The following is a 24,413-nucleotide window of genomic DNA, read 5'->3' on the forward strand; positions in this document are numbered from 1 at the left end:
GAGTCGCGGTGGGAGCGTATCTCGTCCGTCGTCTGTTGCTGATGGCGGTCACGCTGGTCGGGATGTCGATCCTGATCTTCGCGCTGCTGCGCATGGTGCCGGGCAACATCGCCGACATCCTCATGGATGCGTCGGGCAACGACGATCCGAAGGAGAAGGCGCGGATCGTCCACGATCTCGGCCTCGATCGCCCGGTGACCGAGCAGTATTGGCAATGGATCGACGGGCTGGCGCATGGCGATCTCGGCTATGCCTTCGTCTCCGAGCGTCCGGCCATCGAGGAGATCGCGCCACGCATCCCGATCAGCGGCAAGCTTGCGGGACTGGCGATCGTGTTCGCCATCCTGCTCGGCGTGCCGCTCGGGGTGGTCAGCGCGGTGCGCCAGAATACCGGGCTCGATTACGGCCTGCGCGTGCTCAGCCTGAGCGGCCTGTCGTTCCCGTCGTTCTGGCTCGGCCTCCTGGTCCTGATGGCGTCGGTGCAGTGGTTCGGCACGATCCCGATCTACGACGCCGATGCGCATGGCTTCTTCGCGCAGGTGAAGATGCTGGCCTTGCCGGCGATCGTGGTGGGCTTCCGCAGCTCGGCGCTGATCATGCGCCTCACGCGGTCGTCGATGCTGGAGGTGCTGCGTCAGGATTACGTGCGGACGGCGCGTTCCAAGGGCGCCTCGAACGCTTCGGTCAACTACGATCATGCGCTGCGCAACGCGCTCCTGCCGGTCATCACGGTGATCGGCATCGAAGCCGCCTTCCTGGTCGGCGGCCTGATCGTCACCGAGACGGTGTTCAACATTCCGGGCGTGGCACGCTTCCTGGTCGAAGCGATCCGCTGGCGCGATTATCCGATCGTGCAGAACCTCACCATGCTGATCGCCGTTGTGGTGGTGACCATGAATTTCCTGGTCGACATGGCCTACATGGTCCTCGATCCGCGCATCAAGTTCGGCTGACCGATGACCGTAATCGACCATAATGCCGCCCTCGCTCGCGCTGGAGCCAATGTCACCGGCTGGTGGAGCCGGACGCTGTTCTTCGCCCGGCGCTATCCGCTCGGTGCCGTCGGCGCGGTGATCGTCGCGGCGTTCGTCTTCACGGCTGTATTCGCCGACGTGATCGCCCCGGTCGATCCGACCGCGACCAACGCCAAATATTCGCTGGCTCCGCCCAGCAGCATGTTCTGGCTCGGGGCCGACTTCATGGGCCGCGACATGTACAGCCGGATCATCCATGGCGCCCGCGTCTCCCTTGCGGTCGGCGCCGGCGCCATGGGGCTGGGATGTGTGCTGGGCATCGCCATCGGGCTGGCCAGCGGCTATCTCAGCGGATGGGTGGACCTCGCCCTGCAGCGGCTGATGGACATCATGCAGGCGCTGCCGCTCCTGGTGCTGGCGATCATCATGGCCGCCTCGCTGGGACCGTCGTTGCGCAACACCATCTTCGCCATCGCCATCCCGCTGGTGCCGAGCGTGGCGCGCGTGGTGCGGTCCTCGACTCTGTCTCTGCGCGAGCTGCCCTTCGTCGAGGCGGCGCGTGCCGTCGGCATGGGCGAGCTGCGCATCGCCGTGCGCCACGTCCTGCCCAATACCTTGGCGCCGCTGATCGTGCTGGCGACGGCCCAACTTGGTTCCGCGATCCTGGTCGAGGCGTCGCTCTCCTTCCTTGGGCTGGGCGTGCCCGAGCCGCATCCTTCCTGGGGACGCATGCTGTCCGAATCCGCTGCCGAATATGTCCGTACCGCGCCCTGGCTGGTGATCTGGCCCGGCGTCGCCATCAGCCTGACGGTGTTCGGCACCAACCTGCTGGGCGACGCCCTGCGTGACCTGCTCGATCCGAGGCAACGCTCGTGACCCCCCAGCTTCAGGTCGAAAATCTCGGCACCTGGTTCTATACGCGTCACGGCATCGTCAAGGCGGTCGACGGCGTCGATTTCCACGTCGCCGCCGGCGAGACCCTGGCCATCGTCGGCGAGTCGGGCTGCGGCAAGAGCATGACGGCGCTGTCGCTGATGCGGCTCATCCCCGATCCGCCCGGCCGCATCGTCTCCGGTGCGGTCAAGCTCGGCGGTCGCGATCTCCTGAAGATCAGTGAAGAGGAGATGCGCAAGGTTCGCGGCAACGAGATCTCGATGATCTTCCAGGAGCCTATGACCTCGCTCAATCCGGTCATGACCATCGGCAAGCAGATTGCCGAGGCGCTGATCCTGCATCGCGACATGAACCGGCAGCAGGCCCTCAAGCGGGCGGTCGAGATGCTGGATCTGGTGCGTATTCCTGAGCCGGCGCAGCGGGCGCGGGAATATCCGCACCAGCTCTCGGGCGGCATGCGCCAGCGCGCCATGATCGCCATGGCGCTCGCCTGCAATCCCAAGGTCCTGGTCGCCGACGAGCCGACCACCGCGCTCGACGTCACCATCCAGGCGCAGATCCTCGACCTGATCGTCGAGTTGCAGCGCGAGTTCAAGGCGGCGGTGATCCTGATCACCCACGATCTCGGCGTCGTGGCCGAGACCGCGCACCGCGTGATCGTCATGTATGCCGGGCGCAAGGTCGAGGAGGCGGCGGTCGGCCCGCTCTTCGCCAAGCCGCTGCATCCTTATACGGCCGGCTTGATGAAATCGATCCCGCGGCTCGAGCTGATGCGCGGCGAGGAACGGCGGCAGACCGAACGCCTGCAGGAAATCCCCGGCATCGTGCCGCCGCTGTTCGCCTTGCCGGCGGGATGTGCCTTCGCCCCGCGCTGTCCCAAGGCCGACGATCTCTGCCGGCGCGAGCGGCCCACTTATGAGGAGAAGCAGTCCGGCCACTGGGCCGCCTGCTGGCACACCGATGGTTGACGCGACTCCGATCCTCGAGGTGAAGGACCTCAAGAAGCACTTCCCCGTGCGCAAGGGGTTGCTGCGCCGGACGGTCGGACAGGTCCATGCTGTCGACGGCATCAGCTTCTCGATCGGCGAGGGCGAGACGCTGGGGCTGGTCGGCGAATCCGGCTGTGGCAAGTCGACCGCCGGCCGCGCCGTGCTGCGCCTGATCGAACCGACGGCGGGCTCGGTACGCATGGCCGGGCAGGACATCACCCATCTGCCGAAGAAGGCGCTCCGGCCGTATCGCCGCCAGATGCAGATCGTCTTCCAGGATCCTTTCTCTTCCCTCAATCCGCGCATGACTGTGGGCGACATCGTCGGTGAGCCGTTGTTCGTGCATGGCCTCGCCAAGGCGAGGGAGAGGCGGGAGCAGGTCGCGGCATTGTTCGAGCGCGTCGGCCTGCGACCGGCGCAGATGGCCAACTACCCGCACCAGTTCTCCGGCGGGCAACGGCAGCGCATCGGCATCGCGCGCGCCCTGGCGCTGGGACCGAAGCTGATCGTCGGCGACGAACCGGTGTCGGCGCTCGACGTCTCGATCCAGGCCCAGGTGATCAATCTGCTGCAGGACCTGCAGCGCGAGCGCAGGCTTTCCTACCTCTTCATCTCGCATAATCTCGCTGTCGTGGAGCATATCAGCCACCGCATTGCCGTGATGTATCTCGGCCGGATCGTCGAATATGCCGACACCCGATCGATTTTCGTGCGGCCGCAGCATCCCTACACCGAGGCGCTGCTCTCGGCCGTCCCGGTGCCGGATCCGACCGTGAAGCGGCAGAAGCGGATTCTGGAGGGCGATGTGCCGAGCCCGGTCAATCCGCCGGCCGGCTGCCATTTCCACACGCGTTGCCCCTATGCGAAGGCGCACTGCAAGGTGGAAGCGCCTCCGCTGCGCGAAATCGCGCCGGGGCATCACGTTTCCTGTCATCTGCGCTAAGCTTCACGCCAGATCACCTCTTCCGGGACAGGGAGGGGCCGCAGAAGGAGGAAGGCGTTCGATGGCCGATTGGGATTACATCATCGTGGGCGGAGGCTCGGCAGGCTGTGTGCTTGCCAACCGCCTGACCGAGGACGCGAACGTCAAGGTCCTGCTGCTCGAAGCGGGCGGTCCGGACAAGTCGATCTGGATCGATGTGCCGGTGGGCTTCACCAAGCTGCTGAACCACAAGAAGTTCAACTGGAACTTCGAGATGGAGGCCGAGGAGGGCATGGCGGGCCGCCGCATTCCCTGTCCGCGCGGCCGCACCCTGGGCGGTTCGAGCTCGATCAACGGCATGCTCTACGTGCGCGGCCAGCCGCTCGACTACGACACCTGGGCGCAGCTCGGCAATCGCGGCTGGTCCTACGAGCAGATCCTGCCCTACTTCAAGAAGTCGGAGAACTACGAGGGCAATGGCGACGACAGTCGCGGCAAGGGCGGCCCGCTCAACGTCGCCGACATGTATGAACGCCACGAGATCTGCGACACCTTCATCGATGCCGCCGCCGCCTGTGGCTACCCGAAGAACAAGGACTACAACAACGGCCACCAGGAAGGCTTCGGCTACTATCAGGTGACGATGAAGAACGGCAAGCGCTGGTCGACCGTGCGTGCCTTCCTCGATCCGATCCGCCATCGCCCCAATCTCCGCATCGAGACCGATGCCTTGGTGAGCAAGGTGATGCTGGAGGGCAAGCGCGCCGTCGGAGTCGCCTATACTGTCCATGGTCAGCCCCGCGAGGCGCGCTGCGGCCGCGAGGTCATCCTGTCCTGCGGCGCCGTGCAGTCGCCAGGCGTGCTGGAGCATTCGGGCATCGGCCAGTCGGAGCTGCTGAAGCGGCACGGCATCGAGGTCAGGCACGAGCTGAAGGGCGTGGGCGAGAATTACGGCGATCACTTCGCGCCGCGCATGAATTGGCGCGTCAAGGTGCCGATCACGCTCAACGAGCAGACGCGCGGCCTCAACATGATGAAGGAGATCGTCAAGTACTATACGACCGGCCGCGGTATCCTCACCTGGACGGCCGGCATCGTGTATGGCTTCGTGCGTACGCGGCCGGGCCTCGAATCGCCCGACATGCAGTTCCACATGGCGCATGCGAGCTACGATTCGGCCCAGAAGCGCCTGCTGGAACGCGATCCTGGCATGACAGTGACGATCGGCCAGTGCCGTCCCGATTCGCGCGGCTCGATCCACATCAAGTCGGCAACTCCGGGGACGGAACCGGCGATCCGGCCGAACTTCCTGTCGGCGCAGACGGATCGCGACTGCACGGTCGCGGGCATGCAGATCGCCCGCAAGATCGTGTCGCACCCGGTGATGGCCAAGTACATCGCCTACGAGAACAATCCGGGCGACAAGGTCCAGAGCTACGATGAGTGGCTGGATTTCGCGCGCCGCAACGGCCAGACCACCTATCACGTCATCGGCACCTGCAAGATGGGTCAGGATCCGATGGCTGTGGTCGATGACCGGCTGCGCGTGCACGGCATCGCCGGCCTGCGCGTGATCGATGCTTCGGTCATGCCGACCGTCCCCTCGGGCAACACCAACGCCCCCACCATCATGGTGGCCGAGAAGGGCGCCGACCTGATCAAGCAGGACGCCAAGGCAGGCGTGAAGCTCGCGGCTTAGACAAGCTCGAATCAGTGAGGCAGTTGTGCCTCATTTGCCGTGTCATTCCGAGCGCAGCGAGGGATCCTTAGCGATGCGAGACCGAGATCCCTCATTGCGCTCGGGATGACACGGAGGGAGTGGCGAAGCGGTCCATGAGGCTCCTACGATCGAACTGACTTGAGCACCACGTTGCCCACCGGCTCGATACCGCGATAGAGGATGCGGATCGCCGCTGTATCCGGCGAGGCGGTTGGCGCAAGTGGCGTCCTGCTGCGCGGTGTTAGAGGGATGCCCCGTTCACCGGTGTCATCCCGAGCACAGCGATCGATCCTTAGCGATGCCGGACCGAGATCCCTCGCTGCGCTCGGGATGACACTATTTGCAAAAACAATTTATTGCCCGAACAGGATCAACGTTCGGATCGTCTGCTGCTCAGCCCTGCTTCGCCGGCTCGCCAAGGGAGAGCATCAGGCGGTTCGCCCAGTTGAAGAACGAGGCGGCGTTGATGATGTCGATGATGGCGAGTTCGTCGAGACCCGCCTTGCGCAGCCGCTCGACATGCTCGGGACCGAAATCGATCGGGATCGCGGTCAAAGCCGCGGAGGCCGAGACGATCGCGTTCCAGCGTTCGCCGAGATCGGCGGTGACGCCTTGCGCGAGCAGCCGGTCGACGTCGTCGGTGCGCTTGGAATAGACCGCGGCATGGCGCGCATGCACCGAGGCACAGTAGATGCAGCCGTTCAGCCGCGAGGTGGCGGCGGCGGCCAGCTCGCGCTCGGCGCGCGGCGCACCGGCCTGCGGATTGTAGAAGATGTCCTTGTCGGTCCGCGTGCGCGCTTCGAGGATATCCGGGGCGCGCGCCAGCAGGCGGAAATATTCCGACTTCGACCGCGCCGCATCGACCAGGCTTTCCCTCTGGCGCGGCGTCAGCTCCTCTTCCGTCGGCGGCTGCAGCCAGGACAGCCAGTCGAGCATGTCTCGGGTGAAGACGACCGGCTCGGTGTGCGGCGGCGGGGTCAGGGTCTTCTCGCTCATGCGGACCTCGCATTCAGGACCTTGAGGCCCGCCACGACGCGGATCTGGAAGGCCAGGAAAGAAACAAGCTGGGACAGGGTGACGACGTCCGTGGTCGACCAGCCGGCATCGAGCATTGCCTGCAGCGAGGGCGGCGCGGCATCGCGCGGATGGAAAACCAACATGTGTGCGTGCTCGAAGGCGGTCGCGAGACGCTGGCCGAGGACATGGCGGGCCGTCACGGTGACGGCATACTTCAGGCCGTCGCTGTTCTCGATGGTGAGCGGCCCCGTCGGATAATGGCCGTAGGGACCGTGGGTATGGGACTCGAAGACCTCCGAGGCCACCGCGACCAGGAGTTCGGGCGACGCACCCGTGCCCGTGAGCTTCTCGACGTAATACTCCTTCGTCTCGGCTTTGCCATGCAGGCCGGCGACGAAGGCTGCGACGGCGAACCGCTCCTGCAGCGAGAAGGTGCCGGGAGTCTTGGGCGCGAACAGCGCCTCGTAGCTTGCCTGGGCATGTTTGCGGGCTTCCGGCCGGTTGTCCCGGGCCTTGTCGAGCGCCGAACCGGCTTCGATGCCGGCCAGCAAGTTTATGACGTCGGTCATGCGACTCTTCGTGCTCCTTCGGTGCGGCCGGGCGCCCAGCCCAAGGCCGGTGCCACCTTCTCGGCGAACAGTTCGATCGAGCGCAGGATGAAGGGATGCGGCGGATCGATCGAATGGACTTGCATGGTGAGGTCGGTCGCCCGTTCGAGCGTGCTGTCGGCCTGCAGCGACGCGATCACTTCCTCGACGGTGCCAACATGGACGTCCATGGCCGTGATGATGTCGCCGACCAGATTGCCCGAGGTCAGGTTGCCCGTGGCGGCAAGGCGATGGCGCATGCGCATCAGGCCCTTCTCGGCCAGGCGCATCGCCTCGTCGTGATCGTCGGCCACGAACACGGTGCGTGACGCGAGGATGCGCGGCTCGCGTCCCTTGGGCAGAGCCTCGAGATAGGCGTCGATCATCGGGTTCTGGATATCGGCCAGCGAGGCACCCAACGCGTCGGGGGCGCGCGGCTGCGTGCGCGAGAGCATCAGGCCGTCGCCGGCAAGACCGGCACGCCGCGAGCCGGCCACGGTGAAGGTCGCCTGCCAGATGCGGCTGTCGAGCGAGGGATTGGCCGGATAGAGCCGGTCGCCCCCCAATAGCGGACGGTTGCTCAGCGCCGTGCGCAGGACCTCCAGGTTCTTGTCGAACAGGGCATGGCGGTCGTCGCTGGCGAGGCCGAAGGCGGCGAAGGCGGCCATGTTGCCGCCCGGGCCGACGCCCAGTTCCAGCCGGCCGTCGTTCATCAGGTCGAACACCGAGGCGTCCTCGGCGACGCGGATCGGCAGCTCCAGCGGCAGGGTGACGATGCCGGTGCCGAGGCGGATGCGCGGAGTCCTGGCGGCCACGTGCGCCAGGAACACGAACGGGGCCGGCAGGCCACCCTCGGTCTCGTGGAAATGGTGCTGGGCGATCCAGGCCGTGTCGTAGCCGAAGCGCTCGGCATGCGCGATCTGGGCGGCGGCAAGCCGATAGCGCTCGGCGGCATCGACTTCATCGAGCAGCCGGGTGAAAAACCCGAGCCGTTTGATGGAAATATTCGTACTCATTGCCCAAGCTTCGCGCGGAAGCGGGGACAGAAGCAAGCGCCAAGCGGAATGGAAAGTGGACCGGTTCGCGAGGCTGCTGGGCTTCGCGCCACAGCAGCGCTCTTTATGGTCCCCGATCTTCAACCGCCCAGCAGGGCCGGCGCGGCCTTGAGTTCAAGGCGTTCGACCTTCTTCACGATCTCCGTCAGCTTGGCATGGGTGGGCGCCGGCACGCCGATATAGGTGCCGCGCTCGGCGATGTAGCCGTTCATGAACTCGATCTCGGTGCGGCGTCCCTTGCGGATGTCCTGCGCCATGGACGGGCGTTGGATGTCGGCTCGGGGATTCGGATTGACGTTCGAGCCCGGCCGCATGATCGACTCGATCTCGTCGAGCGCGGCCTTGTCGCCCTCCGATGCCTTGGCGAGCGTCTCAGGCTCCATCTTGCCGATCTTCTCGATGTGATAACCTAGCGCCTGGCCGACCCGCACCGCCTCGCCGCCGAGCTTGATGGCAAAGCGACGAATGGCATCGTTGCGGTCGCAGTCCGTGCCGGTGAGGCCGGTGGCGGCCGAGACGCCGTTCTTCATGCCGTTCTGGCACAGCTTGGACCAGCGTTCGCCCCACAGGTTGGTCGTCGTCTTGGCGCTGTCGATGCGGCCCACCATGTCGCGCAGCTCCTCGACGCGCTTGGTGATGCGGCCATGCACCTCGCCGACCCGGAACACCGTGTGCTTGTCGCCGCCCTTGGCGACCGTGCGGCGGATGCGGGCGGGCTCGTACATGTCGACCGAGATCAGCGAGGCCACCATGCCGACCGTCTTGCCCCAGCCGACCACGCCGGCGATGCGCTCCTCGTTGAGGCAATTCTGCAGCGACACGATATAGCCGTCGGGCGCGAGGTATTGCTTGATGAGCGCGGTCGCCCATTCAGTGTCGTAGGACTTCATCGACACGAAAGCGATGTCGATCGGCTTCCGCCGCGACAGTTCCTGCATCTCGGTGAGATGCATGGTCTTGGCCTCGGTGACGGTGAACTTCTCTTCGGGCGTCACGCCGTCGAGCTCCAGGCCGCGCTTGCGGATCGCCTCGATGTTCTCGGGCCAGAAATCGATCAGGGTGACGTCCTCGCCCGATTTGGCCAGATAGCCGCCGACATAACCGCCCAGGGCGCCGACACCCACGACCGCGATACGCTTGCCCATAGATATCCTCCTAAAAGTGAATGCCTCATCCTGAGGAGCGGCCGAAGGCCGCGTCTCGAAGGATAGCAACAAGCAAGGTGCCGGTTGCCCATGCTTCGAGACGCTCGCTGCGCTCGCTCCTCAGCATGAGGTATTGGCCGGCAACTTGGCGAGAAAGGCCTCGACTGCCTGGTTGAAGAGCGCGGGCTGATGCAGGTTGGCGGCGTGGCCCGCGTCGGGAATCACCACCTTGGTCGATCCCTTGATCTTGGCCGCCATGTAATTCGTGGCGGCGAGGAAATTGGTGTCGTTGGCGCCGACCAGCACCAGCGTCGGCACAGCGATCGTGTCGAGCGACTGGATCACCCGGTCGTTCTGCTGGGCCAGCATGCCACGCGCGGCGCGGGCGAGACCGCTGGCGTCGCGATGGCGCACGATCTTCACTTCGTCGCTGGTATTGAGCGCAGCGAGACCATTGGTGTCGAAGGCGGCGGCGCGCTTGTGCGCCGTTTCGTTCCACTTGGCGCGCGCCTCGTCCTTCTTGAAGCCAGGGCCGGTGTCGAACAGCATCAGCGCCCGCACGCGGTCGGGATGGCTGGCATGGAAGGCGAGCGACATGTAGCCACCCAGCGACAGGCCGGCCACGATGGCTTTCTGCGCGCCGTCAAGGTCGAGCAACGCCAGCATGTCGCCGACCGTCAGCGCTTCCGAGTAGAGGCTCTGGTCCGCCGGATAATCGCTCTCGCCGTGGCCGCGCATGTCCCACACGATCACCCGATAGCGGTCCTTCAGCGCCGCCACCTGGCCATCCCACATGCGGCTGGTGGAGCTGTAGCCGTGACTCAGCAGGAGGGCCGGGCCTCGAGGCGGCCCGTGGATCTCGTAGTGGATCTTCACGCCATCGCGGTCGAGCTTGGCCATCAGTCCTTCACGCGCGCTTCCGCGCGTGCCTTCTCGATGTAGCGGTCGGCATCCTCCTGCAGAAGCAGGCGGTCCGTCATCAGGTGCTGAACGACTGCTTGTACCTTGGCGACGTAGTCGGAGCGGTTCTTGTAGCGCTCGGCGATCTTTGCCGCCGGGAAGGCGAGATAGCTGCCGTCGCGATCGGCTAGCTCGCCTGCCGGGTAGGGCGGCTTGTATTCGTTCCAGCCGGTGTAGGCCGCCAGCGGCACGGCGATGTCGGGCAGGCGGATGCCGGCTACTTCGTTGCCGTCGGCATCGACGCGGCACACCAGCGTGCGATATCGGCGTTCGGCCGGTTCGGGGTTTACCCAGTCCCCCGGCGGCGCCACCTCGTTGGTGATCTTAGCCACCGCAACTCCGGGGATGGCGGGAAAGCCGGTCTTGTCCGGCTCGACCAGCGTGCCGTCTCCAAGCGTCGGCACACGGCTCTCCGGCGGCGCCGTGCCCGACACGACCCATGCGTCGAGCGCCACCAGCAGCGCGCGCACGGCCGGCATCGGGTTGTGCGGGTTGCGGGGATTCACGTTCGGCCCAGGATCGCTGGTGGCGCCGGCACGGCCGCCATGCTGCGTCCCGGCGATCATGTAGACGCGCGAATTCGCCGGCAGCGCGACATCCTTCATGCCGAGCGGATCGGTGTGCAGGAGCGAGGCGCCCTTCTGCCAGTATTCGGTCGAGGTGTTGGTCTCGATCAGCAGCGGGTCGCAGCCGTCGCCGCGGAAGAGGGCGCCCTTCCTGCCTGTCAGCGGATCGTCGAGCAGGGCGGTGGAGAACGGGAACTCGTTCTCGGGAAAGGCATGGTCTTCGTGCTGCGTGTTGGTGCGCGCGGGCTGGCCGAACGGCACGTTGAAGAAGATGCGACCGGCGCCGGCGATATGGCTGTGGATGCCGTCGAACACCCTGCGGCCCTGCTCGTCGCGATTGAAGCCGGCGCCGATATGATGGCGCAGATAGCGGCCGGCCTGGGAGAAGCCGATCGCCAGCGCATGGCTGATCGGCCAACCGGTGGCCTTCACGCCGGCGGGATCGTAACGCAGCCAGCTGACGACATCGCGCGTGGCGGCGAAGCCCAGCCCCTGGACCTTCGGATTCTTTGCCTCGTAGTGGAGCTCGTAGAGGAAGCCGGGCCTGGGCTTCAGTCCGTCGCGCAGCCTCACGGTGCGGCCGTCGACGAACGACCAGTCGCTGGTCGGCAGCTCCTGGGGTGGATCGGCGGCGCGCTCGCGCATCGTCAGCCGAGCGCGGGAGGGATCGGGCGACGCGGCTTCATGCGACAGCTTGAAAACCTCGAGGACACCGGCGCGGGTGCCCGACACGAATTCCTCGCGAACCCTCTGGACGATGGGCTGGCCGTTAACGGTCGCGATGGGGGCATCGAGGCCGAGGCCCTTGTTCGCGCGCGGCGCATCGGGGTCCCAGCCGGACCAGACGAGCGTGTAGCCGAGGCGCAGGGGAAAGCCATTGCCGAGATCGGCCAGGGTCTTGGGATCGTTCACGCCCTGCGGGCCGTCGGCAATGTTGCCGAACAGCATCTTGCGGCCACGATTGTTGACCTCGTAGAGGATGCGGCCGTTGCCTTTCGCGGCATCTCTGGGGCGCAGGAGGAAGATGTCGCTCGTGTATTCGACCATCCCCCGCGCATTGCGGGGCGCCTTGTCGAGCAGCGCGATGCCCTTGTTGGCCATATCATTGGGATTGACCTCACCCTTGGCGACGCCGATCACGCGTTCATAGGCGCCGGCGTCGCCGAACGGCGCGCCGTCGGCCAGCGGTTCGACAGCCTGGATGTCGACGGAAACGATCACGTACCCTCGCTGATGACGACGGGGAAAAGGTTCTCGTCTTACGGCGGCGGGAAGTTCAGTTCGACGCCGACGCCGTCGGGATCGTAGAGGAATATCTGCTGACCGCCCGTTCGCGGAATGGTCTGCTCGCGGAACTGTACGTTCTTTTCCTGTAATCGCTTGCGCACGCCGTCGATGTCGGTGGCGGCGAAGGCGATATGGTCGAAGCGTCCGGTATCCTTGAACTTCTTCCGGGTGCCGCGCACGACGATGCCGTCGCGCGGCTGGCGCTTGCCGAGCAGATGCACTGTCGGCACTCCGCCGGAGTAAAGCCAATAGCCCGGGAAGCCGAGCGGGGGCCGGTCGCCGTCTTCCAGGCCCAGCACGTCGCAATAGAATGTCTTGGTGGCCTCCAGGTCGGAGGGCTCGATGGTGTAATGCTGCAGAACGCCAAGCGGCATGGTGCGTCTCCGTTGGGTCAAACGAAGGTCAGATCGGCGTCGGCGCCCATCATCCAGGCGCCCACCGTCTCGAAATGGGAAAGCCGGCCCTGCAACTGCTGGGTTACGGTGTGGATGTCGCGGAAGCGCCGCGCCAGCGGATGGCTCTCGAAGATGGCCGTGGCGCCAGCGGCGTTGTAGGCGAAGTCCACCGCCTCGCGGGAGCGGTGGATGGAGTTGGTCGAGGCCATGCGGATGGCCATGCGATGGTCGAGCGTCAGCTTACTGCCGGCGGAGATCTCCTTCCAGATCTCAGCCACCGATTGCAGCAGGAAGGCACGCGCCGCGCGGATCGCCACCTCGGCCTGGGCGAGGTTGGTCTGCACCACGGCGTTGTCGCGGATGGGACTCTTCTGGCCGCGCGGGACCTTGTTGCGCGCGACATCGACGAAAGAGTCGAGGGCGGCGCGGGCGATGCCGAGTGCCACGCCGGCGAAGCCGACCTCGTAGCAGGTCAGCGCCGACATGCGGTAGAGCGGGCCGGGCTCACGGCACTCCTTCTCGTATTCGCGCGTGATCGAGTGGTCGGCGCGCACGAAATGGTCTTTTAGCGAGAACTGGTCGCTGGCCGTGCCACGCAGGCCGACCACGTCCCAGATGTCGGTCCACACCACGTCTTCGGTGCGCACCAGCATGGTGCGTTCCACAGGCTTGCCGTCGGCATCGAGGCGCGGCGTGCCGTCGGCCTTGTAGATCGGGCAATGCGCGCCGAGCCAGGTGGCATGCCGGCCGCCCGAGGCGAAGGACCAGACGCCGGTGACCTTGTAGCCCGTGACCGCGCCGTTCTCCTCGCACTCGATCGCCTTCACGCGCGGACCCGGCCCCCAGGCCAGAACCGCCCGAGGGTCGTCGCCGAAGATGGCGTTGGCCACCGGCAGGGCGAGATAGGCCGCCGACATGGCGCAGCCGCCGGCCTGGCTCAGGCACCAGGCGGTCGAGGCGTCGCCGCGGGCGATGGTCTCGATCACATGGAAGAAGGTGATGGGATCGGTCTCGATCCCGTTGGACGAGCGCGGCAGCAGCAGGCGGAACAGCCGCGCCTCATGGAACTGGTCGAGCAGGGACGGCGGAATGCGCCGTTTCTGTTCGATCTCCGTGGCAGCGGCCTCGACGGCGGGGCGCAGCGCTTCGGCGCGGGAGACCAGGCTCTGGTCTCCGGCAAGGTCGGCGGAAGTGGGGATCAGGGTATCCAAGGCAGTCCTCTTTGAAGCGGGTCAGTCTGCGGCGGCAAGTTCGACGTCGATCTGCTCGTTCGACTTGCCCTTGGTTTCGATGCCAAGGAAATAGTAGACGATCCCCGCCATCAGGAACCAGCATCCGAGATAGGTGAAGGCGGTCGGAATCTGCGGCAAGGGCACGTCAGGCTTCAGGTAGTTGCCCGAGCCGACGATCAGCGCCAGGCCGAGCGGGCCGATGATCTTGCCGATGCCGCCGAAGCCATAGGCCGAGCCCATGCCGGTCGTCTTGAGATGCGACGGCCAGATCTCGGCGCCGTAAGGCCCGACGATGGCGAAGCCGCCGTCGGCGAAGAACATGGCCAGCGCCAGGACCAGCCAGAAGGCCGACACGCCGGCCACCATGGTCGTCGCATTGTAGCCGGCCAGGATGGTCAGCAGGCCCGCGCCCAAGCCCAGCAGGCCACCGCTGGCGCGCCGGCCGATGCGTTCGGACAGCCAGGAGAAGGACACGCGGCCGACGAAGCCCATGATGGTGAGCAGAATCATCATCTTGGAGGCTTCCTGCGGCGACACCTTCAGCAGCAGGACGAACAGCGACGGCGCCCACAGCACGATGCCATAGACCCCGGTTTGGGCGCCGGCATTGCCGAGCCACGAGACGATCAGGCTGCGCGGATACTTGAACAGGTCGGTCCAGTTGCTCTTGACGATGCGGGTTTCGAAGGCGGTGGGAGCGGGCAGGCTCGCGGGATCGACCTCGAGCGCCCAGGCCAGCGACTGGCGGGCCTCGTCGAGACGGCCCTGGCGGGCCAGCCAGCGCGGCGACTCCGGCACCCACAGGCGCACCAGCAGCACAATCAGAGCCGGCAGGACGCCGATGGCGAACAGCAGGCGCCACTGGTCCGCGCCCATGAAGGCGCCCAGCACCGAGCCCAGGCCGACACCGATCGGAATGATGCAGGTCACCAGCCCGCCGATGAAGCCCCGCTTGGAGGTCGGCATGAACTCCTGCACGAGCGGCAGGTCGACGCAATAGAGGCCGCCGACACCCAGCCCGACGAAGAAGCGCATGATGGTGAGATAGATCCAGCCGTTGTCGGGCGTGAAATAGAGGAGACCGGTGGCGGCCGAGAAGTTCAGCACCGTGCCGATGAAGACCTTGCGGCGGCCGATGCGGTCGGCCAGCCAGCCCCAGCCATAGGCGCCGATGATCGCGCCGATGCCGGAGGACAGCAGCACGATCGCCGACTGGCCGAAGGTGAGCTTCCAGGGCCCGATCAGGAAGGCGAGCACGAAGGCGATGAGGAAGTAGTCGAAGAACTCCAGCGCGTCGCCGATGATCGCGGCCGCGAGGATCTTTTTCTGATTACCGGTCAAACGCGTTTGTCGATCGAGAACCTCGAACATGGGTTTGTCTCCTCCATGGCGCGTTCTTTTTTGGGCGGATGCCGCGCCACCATGCCGCCTATGCTGCAAACGCTACGCTTTTGCCGCCAGGGGTGGAAGAGCCGGACGGGGCGGCGTTTGCCCCTCGAAACGCACCGCTGCGGTGCGGCGGCAGCCTTGCTAGAAGGGCCGGCGCGCCGATCGACGCAAACCACACCAAAGCGGAGAGGAAACGACATGAACTGGACCGACCGCCGTAAGCGCTTCCGCTCCGTCCTGGCCGGCGAGCGCTGTGTCCATCCAGGCTCGGTCTACGACGCGATCTCCGCCCGCATCGCCGAGGATCTCGGCTTCGAGATCGGCATGTTCGCGGGCTCGGTCGCCTCGATGACGGTGCTGGGGGCGCCGGACCTGATCGTGCTGACGCTCAGCGAATTCGCCGGCCAGGCCTATCGCATCAACCGCGCCGGCAACCTGCCGCTGATGGTCGATGCCGATCATGGCTACGGCAATGCGCTCAGTGTGAAGCGCACGGTCGAGGAGCTCGAGACGGCCGGCGTCGGCGGCATGAGCATCGAGGATACCGAGCTGCCGCAGCCATTCGGCGCCGCCAAGCCGCGCCTCATCCCTGTCGCCGAGGGCGTGGGCAAGATGAAGGCGGCGCTGGCCGGTCGCCAGGATCCGGCGCTCTGCATTGCCGGTCGCACCAGTGCGATCCAGATCAGCGGGCTCGAGGACGCGATCGCCCGCGGCAAGGCCTACGAGGCGGTCGGGGTCGATGCCTTGTTCTTCGTCGGCATCAAGAGCCGCGCCGAGCTAGATGCCATTTCCGCCGCCACCCGCCTGCCGCTGATCCTGGGCGGCGTCTCAGGCGAGCTGACCGATCTCGACTATCTGTCGGCCCGACGCGTGCGCATCGCGCTGCAGGGCCATCAACCTTTCGCGGCGGCGGTCAAGGCCGTGCATGACACGCTGAAGGCCCTGCGCGAGGGCACAGCACCGTCCAAGCTCACCGGCATCGCCGACGCGGAACTGATGAAGCGAGTCACGCGTGAGGCGGACTACACCGCCTGGACGAAAGATTTTCTGTCGTAGTTCGTCGACGCTTCACCACTACCTGTTGAGGATCGCGCCACGAACAAGGGGTTTATGGGCGCGGAACGATCAACCTATCGCCCGAAAGGCGCGCAGGTGAGCAGTTGCTGAGCACTATAAGCCCGGCAAATACCGCGGATTGTAATTTCAAATTTTTAGACACTAACGAGCCTGGGTTAGCGTCGCCGCATCATCGAACAAAGAGTTTCGATCAACGCGGACGACCGGAAGAGACGATCTCTTCCGCAGGAGGCTCAAATGGCTACTTCACGGAAGAGCAGCGACAAGGCGGCGGATTCTGGCATGGCCAGCAGCAAGGCGGTGTCGCGCCGCGCCGTGATGCGGGGAGGTGCAGCGCTCGCGGGAGCCGCCGGCGCTAACGCCGTCGCCGGCTTCCCGACCATCTGGGCGCAGGAGATCAAGGACATCGAGCTGCGCCACGTCGGCGTGTCCTACTCCGTGGTCAAGGCAATCGGCGACCAGGCCTCGAAGGATCTCGGTTTCAAGGTGACGATGCAGAACCTCGATACCTCGGCCGCCATCAATCGCTTCATCACGCAGCCGGCGACGGTCGATATCGCCGACGTGGAGGGCTGGCAGGCCAAGCTCGCCACGAAGCGCGGTGTCCTGCAGGGCATCGAGGTGGCCAAGATCAAGGAGTTCAACAATATCCTGCCGATCTTCACCAAGGGCGAGATCGACGGTCACAAGATTCCCCGTCAGGGCATCTCTCCCTACGAGGCGATGTACATCGAGAAGCCTGATTCGAAGGACCTGCATGAAGGCGTCACCGGTTGGATGACGTTCCTGCCCCAGGTCTACAACGCCGACTCGATCGGATACCGGCCCGACCTCGTGCAGGGCGAGGTCACGGAATGGAAGGAACTGATCAACCCGAAGTACAAGGGCAAGGCCGCGATCCTGGACGTCCCCGCCATCGGCATCATGGATGCCGCGCTGTGCTTCGAGAGCGCCGGGCTGATGAAGTACGGCAACAAGGGCAACATGACCAAGGCCGAGATCGACGGCACGATCGACAAGCTGATCGAGCTGAAGAAGAACGGCCACTTTCGCGCCACCTGGACGACATTCGACCAATCGGTCCAGCTCATGGCGGCCGGCGAGGTCGTGATCCAGTCGATGTGGTCTCCAGCCGTAGCGGCGGTGCGCGTCAAGTCGATCCCCTGCGTCTACGCCCCGGTGAACATCAAGAACGGCAAGGAGGGCTATCGCGGCTGGTGCAACGGCATGGCGCTGATGAGCCATCTCTCGGGCAAGAAGCGCGATGCCGCCTATGAATACCTCAACTGGTATCTGTCCGGCTGGCAGGGTGGCTTCGTGGCGCGCTACGGCTACTACAGCCCGGTGCCATCGACGGCGAAGAAGTTCCTGACACCCGCCGAATGGGACTACTGGTACGAGGGCAAGCCCGCGACCCAGGTCGTCCTCGATCCCTACGGCGTGCCGATGGAGCAACCAGGGGCCAAGCGCGACGGCGGATCGTTCATCGATCGCGTGACCAACATCTCGTGCTGGAACACGTTGATGGACGAGGCGGCTTACATGAACAAGCGCTGGAACGACTTCAAGGTGGCCTGACCGAGAGCCGGAGGGACGGTCGATGACCAAGGTCTTCGAGCGCTATGGCGCCAGCTGGCTCTGCATTTTGCCGCTCGCGCTGGTGATCGTGCCGTTCTTCCTGGCCCCGATGCTGGTCGTGGCGGCGGCCAGCTTCCTGGAAGGCGACGGCTTTGGCGGCATCATCGCCTCGCCGACACTCGCCAACTACGCCGGCCTGTTCAGCGCCAGGCTGACGCTCGACCTCTACCTGCAGACGATCAAGTTCACGATCCTGACCTGGGCCTTCTCGCTCCTGCTCGGCTTCTTCATTGCGTACTTCCTCGTCTTCCATGTCCGCAACCAGCTGCTGGCAATCGGCCTGTTCCTGCTTTGCACGGTGCCGTTCTGGACCTCGAACATCATCCGCATGATCTCGTGGATCCCTCTGCTGGGGAAGGAAGGGCTCATCAACCAGGCGGCGATGGGCGTTGGACTCACCAACCAGCCGATGGAATTCCTGCTGTTTTCGAGTTTCGCCGTGGTGGTGGCCTATGTGCATCAGCTGACGATCTTCATGATCGTGCCGATCTTCAATTCGATGGCCCGTATCGACAAGCGTGTCGTCGAGGCGGCGCTCGATGCCGGCGCCAGTCGCTTCGACATCATGCGCTTGATCATCGTGCCGATGTCGAAGAGCGGCATCGCGCTCGGATCGATCTTCGTCGTCTCGATCGTCATGGGCGACTTCTTCGTCATCAAGGTCATGAGCGGTGGCGGATCGGCTTCGGTGGTGGGCGCCTTCTACGAGGACATTTCGGTCTTGCAGTATCCGCCGGCCGCCGCAAGCGCGGTCGTGCTCACCCTCGTCGTCATGGGGTTGGTCGCCGCCATCCTGCGGACCGTGGACATCCGCAAGGAGATCGCGCCATGACGGCCTCCGCCACGCTCCCGATCCGGGCACGGACGGCCGTCAAAGTCAGGCGCGCCGGTGCCCGCCCCTGGACCTTCTATGCATTGCTGGCGCTGTTCGTCTTCTACGTGCTGGCGCTCTACGGGCCGATGATCTGCATCTACGTCCTGTCGTTCCAGGACGTACGGGGCGGTCTGGTGTTTCCGATGAAGGGGCGGTCCCTGCATTGGTTCGTCGACCTTTTCACCCAGGTGCGGACCGGCGACGTCAAGGGTGCCTTCGGGCGATCGATCAAGTTGGCCGCATTGGTAACGGTCCTCACCGTGGTGTTTTCGTTCCTCGCCGGCTGGGCGTTCCGCCGGCGCTTTCCGGGCGACACGATCCTGTTCTATCTGATGATCGGCAGCCTGGTGGCGCCGGGCCTCGTGCTGGGTATCGGTGTCGGCCTTCTCTGCAATTTCCTCGGCATCGAATCGAGTCTCTTCGGATCGGCCCTGGGGGCCCAACTCTCCTGGACGTTACCGTTTGGCGTATTGGTCATGTTCGCCGTCATGTCGCGCTTCGATGGCGCCTGGGAAGAGGCGGCGCGCGATCTCGGCGCCAGTCCTCTGCAGACCATCCGGCTCGTCGTCCTGCCGATCCTTCTCCCGGGCATCGTCGCCGTCGCCTTGTTCGGCTTCACCCTGTCCTACGACGAATTCGCCCGCACGCTTCAGACGTCGGGTCCCCTGAACACCCTGCCGCTCGAGATCTGGAGCATGACGCTCAACGTTACATCCCCGTCGCTTTACGCACTGGGCACGACCACGACGATCGTGTCCTTCCTCACTATCGGACTGTGCCTCGGCGCCATCGTGGCGATCCAACGCCGACGCGGCGGCCGTGCGGCTGGCGAGTGAGGACGAGATGACGCGTGCGAAGGGTGACATCGAGTTGGCAGGCGTCTGCAAGACCTACGATGGCGAGGTCATGGCGGTCGAGGGCGTCAACCTGAAGATACCGGATGGTGCCTATTGCTGCCTGCTCGGGCCCTCGGGCTGCGGGAAGACGACGATCCTGCGGATGATCGCGGGACACGAGGATCCGACCGACGGAGAGATCGTGATCGGCGGCGATAACGTCGTGGGCCTTCCGCCGGTGGCGCGGCGCACGGCCATGATGTTCCAGTCCTATGCGCTGTTTCCCCATCTCACCGTACGCGACAACATCGCTTTTGCCCTGCGCGTAAGAGGCCAATCGAAGGCCGAGCGCTATGCCGCCGTCGACAGGCTGATGGACAAGGTGAGATTGACTGAACTGGCGGACCGCCTGCCGGCCCAGCTTTCGGGCGGCCAGCAGCAGCGGGTGGCGCTGGCGCGGGCGGCCATCACCGAGCCGCGTGTTCTGCTGCTCGACGAGCCGCTGTCGGCGCTCGACGAGCAGCTTCGCATCCAGATGCGCCAGGAGCTCCGGCGTATGCAGCGGGAACTCGGCATCACCTTCGTCCATGTCACGCACACCCAGCTCGAGGCGATTGCGCTCGCCGACATCGTGGTCGTGATGGAAAAGGGCAAGATCCGGCAGGCGGGACCGGCGCGCGATGTCTATGCCTATCCCAAGGATCGCTACGTCGCGGAATTCCTCGGTGGACAGAATGTGCTCGCCGGCCGCGTCGAGAGCGTGAACGGCAGCTCCATTGTCGTGGCGTCGCCGCAGCTGCGCGGCATAGAGGTTCCCCTGCGCAAGGGGGTGGCGGCGTCGGCCGGCGGAGATGTCGAGTTCGCGGTCCGGCGCGACGAGGTGGAGCTCGTTCGGCCGGGTGTGACGACGCTGTCGCCGTCTGTCGCCTCGGTCAATAGCCGCGTGACCGCTGTCGAGTACCAGGGCTCCTTCGTCAAGGTCATGCTCGATGCAGTGCCCGGCCAGGAGTTCGTGGCCTACGTGCCGGAGCGCAAGTTCTTCGACGATCCCCTCGCCATCGGCGACCTCGTTCTCGCGACCTGGCCGTCGCAGAGCGCGCGGCTCCTCGATTGACGCCATCCGCAAATACTGGAGCAGAAAGATGAAGATAAGCTTCAAGCTGAACGGCAAGCCAGTGGATGTCGACGTCGAACCGTCCCTGCTGCTGTCGGAATTGCTGCGCGACAAACTCGATCTCACGGGCACCCATGTCGGTTGCGACACCAGCCAGTGCGGCGCCTGCGTGGTTCATCTCGACGACGAGTCGGTGAAGAGCTGTACGATCCTCGCCGTTTCCGTGGATGGTCGCGACGTCACCACGGTGGAAGGCCTGGCCTTGGGCGAAGGCATCGATCGTCTGCATCCAATGCAGCGTGCCTTTCACGAGAACCACGGCCTGCAGTGCGGTTTCTGTACCCCCGGCATGCTGATGAGCGCCATCGACTTCGCGAAACGCCATCCGAAGCCGACGGAGCACGAGGTGCGGCAGTGGCTGGAAGGCAATATCTGCCGCTGCACCGGCTACCAGAACATCGTTCGTTCGGTGTTGGCGGGTGCCGCCGCCATGAACGCCGGCAACTGACCGTCGCCAACCAAGGAGCCGAAATCAATGTCCCAGATCATCGGTATCGGTGCCTCGCCGCTGCGCAAGGAGGATCTCCGTTTCGTTTCCGGCCGCGGCCACTACGTGGCGGACATCAAGCGGCCTGGCATGACGGCCGGCGTGTTCCTGCGCTCGCCGCACGCCCATGCCCGCATCAAGGCGATCGACAGCACCGCTGCACAGGCGATGCCGGGCGTGCTCGCGGTCTTCACGGGCGCCGACCTCAAGGCGGCGAACGTGGGCGGCCTGCCCTGCGGCTGGGGCATCACCGGCAAGGACGGCAAGCCGATGAAGGAGCCGCCGCATCCGCCGCTCGCCCAAGAGAAGGTCCGGCATGTGGGCGATGCCGTGGCCTTCGTCGTCGCCGAGAGCGCGGAGCAGGCGCGCGCCGCTGCGGAAGCGATCGTCGTCGACTTTGAAGTCCTGCCCGCCGTGTCGGGCGTCCTCGAGGCACTGCGGCCGGGTGCGCCGATGCTGTTCGACGATGTTCCCGGCAACCTCTGTTGCGATTGGGAGCTGGGCGATGCCGTGGCCACCAAGCAGGCCTTCGCCAAGGCGGCCCACGTCGCGCATGTCAGCCTGGTCAACAACCGCCTGGTGGGCAATCCGATGGAGCCGCGCGCCGCCGTTGCGGAGTACGAACCGACCACCGGCCAGTACACGCTGTGGACGACGAGCCAGTTTCCGCACGTGGTGCGTCTGTTGATGGGCAGCGCAGTGCTGAGCATTCCCCAGCACAAACTGCGTGTCGTCGCGCCGGACGTCGGCGGCGGCTTCGGCGTCAAGCAGTTCCATTATGCCGAGGAGGCGGTGGTCACCTGGGCGGCGGCCAAGGTCGGGCGTCCGGTGAAATGGGTCTGCGAGCGCAGCGAGGGCTTCATCTCCGATGCCCATGGACGCGATCACGTCACCGAGGCCGAGCTCGCCCTGGACGAGACCGGCAAATTCCTCGGCATCCGCGTGAAGACGCTCGCCAACATGGGCGGTTACCTGTCGACCTTCGGCCCCAACATCCCGACCAATCTCTATGCGCCGCTGTTGTCGGGCGTCTACACGATTCCCGCCATCTATTGCGAGGTGAAGGTCGTGTTCACCAACACGGTGCCGGTCGATGCCTATCGCGGTGCTGGCAGGCCGGAGGCCACCTTCGTCGTCGAGCGCCTGGTCGACGTTGCGGCGATGGAGATGGGTATCGACAAGGTCGAGATTCGTCGCCGCAACATGATCCCGAAGGAAGCCTATCCGTACCAGACCCCGGTCATCGTGCAGTACGACAGCGGCGATCCGGCCGGTTGCCTTGCCGGGGCGATCGACTCGGCCGATGTGGCGGGCTTCGCGGCGCGCAAGCAGGCGTCCCTGGCGAAAGGCAAGCTGCGCGGGATGGGCTTCAGCACCTACATCGAGGCTTGCGGTCTGGCGCCCTCGCGCATCGCGGGACGCCTGGGCGCCCGCGGCGGCCTCTACGAGAGCGCCACCGTGCGCGTGCATCCGACCGGCCACGTGACCGTCCTGATCGGCACCCACAATCACGGGCAGGGGCATGAGACCACCTTCGCCCAGATCGTGTCCGAGAAGCTCGGCGTGCCATTCGCCAACGTCGACATCGTGTTCGGCGACACCGACAAGGTGCAGTTCGGCATGGGCACTTACGGTTCCCGGTCGCTGGCCGTCGGCGGCTCGGCGCTGGCGCGCGCCAGCGACAAGGTCATCACCAAGGGCAAGAAGATCGCCGCGCATCTGCTCGAGGCTGACGAGCAGGACGTGGATTTCAGCGCCGGGGTCTTCGCCATCGCCGGCACCGATCGCAAGAAGACCTTCGAGGAAGTGGCCCTCGCGGCCTACGTGCCGCACGACTACCCGCTCGAGATCCTGGAGCCCGGCCTCGAGGAGCAGGCCTACTACGATCCGGTCAACTTCACCTATCCCGGCGGCGCGCACATCGCCGAGGTCGAGATCGATCCGGAAACCGGCGTCGTCTCGCTGGAGAAGTACACTGCCGTCGACGATGTCGGCACGGTCATCAATCCCATGATCGTCGAGGGCCAGCTTCATGGCGGCATCGCCCAGGGCATCGGCCAGGCGCTGTTCGAGAATTGCGTCTACGACGACGAGAGCGGGCAGCTCCTGTCGGGGTCCTTCATGGACTACTGCATGCCGCGGGCCGATTCGGTGCCGTCGATGAAGATCAGCACGCACAGTACCATTTGCACCCACACGCCACTCGGCTCCAAGGGGTGCGGCGAGGTCGGAACGATCGGCTCGCCCGCTGCCGTCACCAACGCGGTCGTCGACGCATTGGCCCATCTCGGCATCACGCATATCGACATGCCGGCCAGCCCCAACCGGATCTGGCGCCTGATCCAGAACGCCATGCCCGGCCAGGCCGCGGAATAGAGGAGGAATCGTCCATGCGCAGTTTTGCCTATGACCGGCCGGCGACCATCGATCGGGCCGTGGCGCTTCTCGCTGGCGAGGGAGCGCTGGCGCTGGCGGGTGGAATGACGCTCCTGCCAACGATGAAGCTGCGGCTCTCGGCACCCGAGGCGCTGGTCGACCTGTCGTCCATCGCCGACCTCAAGGGCATCGCGAGCGACGGCAAGACGCTCACCATCGGCGCCATGACGCGCCATGCCGACGTGGCCCGCTCGGCCGAGGTGGCGAAGGCCATCCCGGGCCTGGCCCGGCTTGCCGGCCGTATCGGCGATCCGCAGGTCCGCAACCGCGGCACGCTGGGCGGCAGCCTCGCCAACAACGATCCGGCTGCCGACTATCCGGCCGCCGTGCTCGCCCTGGGCGCGACGCTGGTCACCTCGAGACGCGAGATCGCTGCCGACGAGTTCTTCCGCGGCATGTTCGAGACTGCGCTCGAGCCGGGCGAACTCCTGACGGCGGTGCGCTTTCCCGTCCCGTACGCCGCCGCCTATGCCAAGTTCCCGCATCCGGCCTCGCGCTTCGCGCTCGTCGGTGTGTTCGTGGCGCAGTTCAAGGCCGGTGTGCGCGTCGCGGTAACCGGGGCCGCCTCCAGCGTGTTCCGCTGCCACCCGCTCGAGGCGCGTTTGTCGGAGAATTTTGCGCCCGAGGCGGTGGCAGGCTTCACGGTGGACCCCAAGGGGCTCAACTCCGATATCCACGCCGAGCCCGCGTTCCGGGCGCATCTGATCGGCGTGATGGCCCGGCGGGCCGTGGCTGCGGCCCTTCAGCCCGCAGTCTAGC

General features: G+C 65.6%; 22 protein-coding genes. 13 read left to right on the top strand and 9 right to left on the bottom strand.

The window, feature by feature from the left end; genetic code table 11:
* The first annotated feature begins 8 nt into the window (after window positions 1-8).
* The 5 genes from B5D62_RS18020 to B5D62_RS18040 all read left to right on the top strand — a co-directional run bounded on the left by B5D62_RS18020 (window position 9) and on the right by B5D62_RS18040 (window position 5,478).
* The gene (locus tag B5D62_RS18020; protein WP_085935312.1) at window positions 9-953 is read left to right on the top strand and encodes an ABC transporter permease; all 945 of its coding nucleotides are present in this window, start codon (window positions 9-11) and stop codon (window positions 951-953) included.
* Window positions 954-956: 3 nt separating this feature from the next.
* Window positions 957-1,850 (top strand): ABC transporter permease, encoded by an 894-nt coding sequence (locus B5D62_RS18025; RefSeq protein ID WP_085935313.1) that lies wholly within the window; start codon window positions 957-959, stop codon window positions 1,848-1,850.
* Complete coding sequence (locus B5D62_RS18030) at window positions 1,847-2,836, top strand: ABC transporter ATP-binding protein (RefSeq protein WP_085935314.1); 990 nt, start codon at window positions 1,847-1,849, stop codon at window positions 2,834-2,836. The genes B5D62_RS18025 and B5D62_RS18030 overlap by 4 nt, the downstream gene beginning before the upstream one ends.
* A complete protein-coding gene (locus B5D62_RS18035) occupies window positions 2,829-3,800 on the top strand; it encodes an ABC transporter ATP-binding protein (protein ID WP_085935315.1) in 972 nt (323 codons plus the stop codon). The genes B5D62_RS18030 and B5D62_RS18035 overlap by 8 nt, the downstream gene beginning before the upstream one ends.
* A gap of 61 nt (window positions 3,801-3,861) precedes the next feature.
* Window positions 3,862-5,478, top strand: coding sequence for a GMC family oxidoreductase (locus B5D62_RS18040; protein WP_085935316.1), 1,617 nt, complete (start codon window positions 3,862-3,864; stop codon window positions 5,476-5,478).
* Between the two features lie 414 nt (window positions 5,479-5,892).
* Here B5D62_RS18040 and B5D62_RS18045 read toward each other — a convergent pair whose 3' ends face one another.
* The 9 genes from B5D62_RS18045 to B5D62_RS18085 all read right to left on the bottom strand — a co-directional run bounded on the left by B5D62_RS18045 (window position 5,893) and on the right by B5D62_RS18085 (window position 15,114).
* Entirely contained in the window at window positions 5,893-6,495 is a 603-nt protein-coding gene (locus tag B5D62_RS18045) for an alkylhydroperoxidase domain protein (RefSeq protein WP_085935317.1), read from the bottom strand.
* Window positions 6,492-7,085: a CMD domain protein gene (locus B5D62_RS18050; RefSeq protein ID WP_085935318.1), complete on the bottom strand. Its 594-nt coding sequence runs from the start codon at window positions 7,083-7,085 to the stop codon at window positions 6,492-6,494. The genes B5D62_RS18045 and B5D62_RS18050 overlap by 4 nt, the downstream gene beginning before the upstream one ends.
* Window positions 7,082-8,119, bottom strand: a complete 1,038-nt coding sequence (locus tag B5D62_RS18055; RefSeq protein ID WP_085935319.1) for a putative FMN-dependent luciferase-like monooxygenase — start codon at window positions 8,117-8,119, stop codon at window positions 7,082-7,084. The genes B5D62_RS18050 and B5D62_RS18055 overlap by 4 nt, the downstream gene beginning before the upstream one ends.
* 119 nt (window positions 8,120-8,238) lie before the next feature.
* Window positions 8,239-9,303, bottom strand: coding sequence for a ketopantoate reductase family protein (locus tag B5D62_RS18060; protein ID WP_085935320.1), 1,065 nt, complete (start codon window positions 9,301-9,303; stop codon window positions 8,239-8,241).
* A gap of 120 nt (window positions 9,304-9,423) precedes the next feature.
* Complete coding sequence (locus tag B5D62_RS18065; protein ID WP_085935321.1) at window positions 9,424-10,203, bottom strand: alpha/beta fold hydrolase; 780 nt, start codon at window positions 10,201-10,203, stop codon at window positions 9,424-9,426.
* Complete coding sequence (locus B5D62_RS18070) at window positions 10,203-12,050, bottom strand: alpha/beta hydrolase domain-containing protein (protein WP_085935322.1); 1,848 nt, start codon at window positions 12,048-12,050, stop codon at window positions 10,203-10,205. The genes B5D62_RS18065 and B5D62_RS18070 overlap by 1 nt, the downstream gene beginning before the upstream one ends.
* Window positions 12,051-12,088: 38 nt before the next feature.
* Window positions 12,089-12,490 (bottom strand): VOC family protein, encoded by a 402-nt coding sequence (locus B5D62_RS18075; protein ID WP_085935323.1) that lies wholly within the window; start codon window positions 12,488-12,490, stop codon window positions 12,089-12,091.
* Between the two features lie 17 nt (window positions 12,491-12,507).
* Window positions 12,508-13,722, bottom strand: a complete 1,215-nt coding sequence (locus B5D62_RS18080; protein ID WP_085935324.1) for an acyl-CoA dehydrogenase family protein — start codon at window positions 13,720-13,722, stop codon at window positions 12,508-12,510.
* A 21-nt stretch (window positions 13,723-13,743) separates the two neighbouring features.
* Complete coding sequence (locus tag B5D62_RS18085; RefSeq protein WP_085935325.1) at window positions 13,744-15,114, bottom strand: MFS transporter; 1,371 nt, start codon at window positions 15,112-15,114, stop codon at window positions 13,744-13,746.
* A gap of 216 nt (window positions 15,115-15,330) precedes the next feature.
* Between B5D62_RS18085 and B5D62_RS18090 the strand changes: the two genes are divergently transcribed.
* From B5D62_RS18090 to B5D62_RS18125, 8 genes are all read left to right on the top strand, one after another.
* Entirely contained in the window at window positions 15,331-16,188 is an 858-nt protein-coding gene (locus tag B5D62_RS18090; protein WP_085935326.1) for an isocitrate lyase/PEP mutase family protein, read from the top strand.
* A 258-nt stretch (window positions 16,189-16,446) separates the two neighbouring features.
* Window positions 16,447-17,787, top strand: a complete 1,341-nt coding sequence (locus tag B5D62_RS18095; protein ID WP_085935327.1) for an ABC transporter substrate-binding protein — start codon at window positions 16,447-16,449, stop codon at window positions 17,785-17,787.
* A 22-nt stretch (window positions 17,788-17,809) separates the two neighbouring features.
* On the top strand, window positions 17,810-18,679 hold the full coding sequence (locus tag B5D62_RS18100) for an ABC transporter permease (RefSeq protein WP_085935328.1): 870 nt from the start codon (window positions 17,810-17,812) through the stop codon (window positions 18,677-18,679).
* A complete protein-coding gene (locus B5D62_RS18105; RefSeq protein WP_085935329.1) occupies window positions 18,676-19,557 on the top strand; it encodes an ABC transporter permease in 882 nt (293 codons plus the stop codon). Before B5D62_RS18100 ends, B5D62_RS18105 begins: the two co-directional genes overlap by 4 nt.
* A gap of 7 nt (window positions 19,558-19,564) precedes the next feature.
* Window positions 19,565-20,671, top strand: coding sequence for an ABC transporter ATP-binding protein (locus B5D62_RS18110; RefSeq protein ID WP_085935445.1), 1,107 nt, complete (start codon window positions 19,565-19,567; stop codon window positions 20,669-20,671).
* 28 nt (window positions 20,672-20,699) lie between these two features.
* Window positions 20,700-21,179 carry a (2Fe-2S)-binding protein gene (locus tag B5D62_RS18115; RefSeq protein ID WP_085935330.1) on the top strand — a complete coding sequence of 160 codons (480 nt, stop codon included), beginning with the start codon at window positions 20,700-20,702 and terminating at the stop codon, window positions 21,177-21,179.
* A 27-nt stretch (window positions 21,180-21,206) separates the two neighbouring features.
* A complete protein-coding gene (locus B5D62_RS18120; protein WP_085935331.1) occupies window positions 21,207-23,594 on the top strand; it encodes a xanthine dehydrogenase family protein molybdopterin-binding subunit in 2,388 nt (795 codons plus the stop codon).
* A gap of 14 nt (window positions 23,595-23,608) precedes the next feature.
* Window positions 23,609-24,412 (top strand): FAD binding domain-containing protein, encoded by an 804-nt coding sequence (locus B5D62_RS18125; RefSeq protein ID WP_085935332.1) that lies wholly within the window; start codon window positions 23,609-23,611, stop codon window positions 24,410-24,412.
* Window position 24,413 lies beyond the last annotated feature (1 nt).

It is taken from the genome of Enhydrobacter aerosaccus (assembly GCF_900167455.1).
Taxonomy (GTDB): Bacteria; Pseudomonadota; Alphaproteobacteria; order Reyranellales; family Reyranellaceae; genus Reyranella; species Reyranella aerosaccus.

Coding starts and splice junctions, on each gene's coding strand:
- B5D62_RS18025 (WP_085935313.1), top strand. CDS start 957: ATGACCGTAATCGACCATAATGCCGCCCTCGCTCGCGCTGGAGCCAAT.
- B5D62_RS18035 (WP_085935315.1), top strand. CDS start 2,829: ATGGTTGACGCGACTCCGATCCTCGAGGTGAAGGACCTCAAGAAGCAC.
- B5D62_RS18040 (WP_085935316.1), top strand. CDS start 3,862: ATGGCCGATTGGGATTACATCATCGTGGGCGGAGGCTCGGCAGGCTGT.
- B5D62_RS18045 (WP_085935317.1), bottom strand. CDS start 6,495: ATGAGCGAGAAGACCCTGACCCCGCCGCCGCACACCGAGCCGGTCGTC.
- B5D62_RS18050 (WP_085935318.1), bottom strand. CDS start 7,085: ATGACCGACGTCATAAACTTGCTGGCCGGCATCGAAGCCGGTTCGGCG.
- B5D62_RS18055 (WP_085935319.1), bottom strand. CDS start 8,119: ATGAGTACGAATATTTCCATCAAACGGCTCGGGTTTTTCACCCGGCTG.
- B5D62_RS18060 (WP_085935320.1), bottom strand. CDS start 9,303: ATGGGCAAGCGTATCGCGGTCGTGGGTGTCGGCGCCCTGGGCGGTTAT.
- B5D62_RS18065 (WP_085935321.1), bottom strand. CDS start 10,203: ATGGCCAAGCTCGACCGCGATGGCGTGAAGATCCACTACGAGATCCAC.
- B5D62_RS18075 (WP_085935323.1), bottom strand. CDS start 12,490: ATGCCGCTTGGCGTTCTGCAGCATTACACCATCGAGCCCTCCGACCTG.
- B5D62_RS18085 (WP_085935325.1), bottom strand. CDS start 15,114: ATGTTCGAGGTTCTCGATCGACAAACGCGTTTGACCGGTAATCAGAAA.
- B5D62_RS18090 (WP_085935326.1), top strand. CDS start 15,331: ATGAACTGGACCGACCGCCGTAAGCGCTTCCGCTCCGTCCTGGCCGGC.
- B5D62_RS18095 (WP_085935327.1), top strand. CDS start 16,447: ATGGCTACTTCACGGAAGAGCAGCGACAAGGCGGCGGATTCTGGCATG.
- B5D62_RS18100 (WP_085935328.1), top strand. CDS start 17,810: ATGACCAAGGTCTTCGAGCGCTATGGCGCCAGCTGGCTCTGCATTTTG.
- B5D62_RS18105 (WP_085935329.1), top strand. CDS start 18,676: ATGACGGCCTCCGCCACGCTCCCGATCCGGGCACGGACGGCCGTCAAA.
- B5D62_RS18110 (WP_085935445.1), top strand. CDS start 19,565: ATGACGCGTGCGAAGGGTGACATCGAGTTGGCAGGCGTCTGCAAGACC.
- B5D62_RS18115 (WP_085935330.1), top strand. CDS start 20,700: ATGAAGATAAGCTTCAAGCTGAACGGCAAGCCAGTGGATGTCGACGTC.
- B5D62_RS18120 (WP_085935331.1), top strand. CDS start 21,207: ATGTCCCAGATCATCGGTATCGGTGCCTCGCCGCTGCGCAAGGAGGAT.
- B5D62_RS18125 (WP_085935332.1), top strand. CDS start 23,609: ATGCGCAGTTTTGCCTATGACCGGCCGGCGACCATCGATCGGGCCGTG.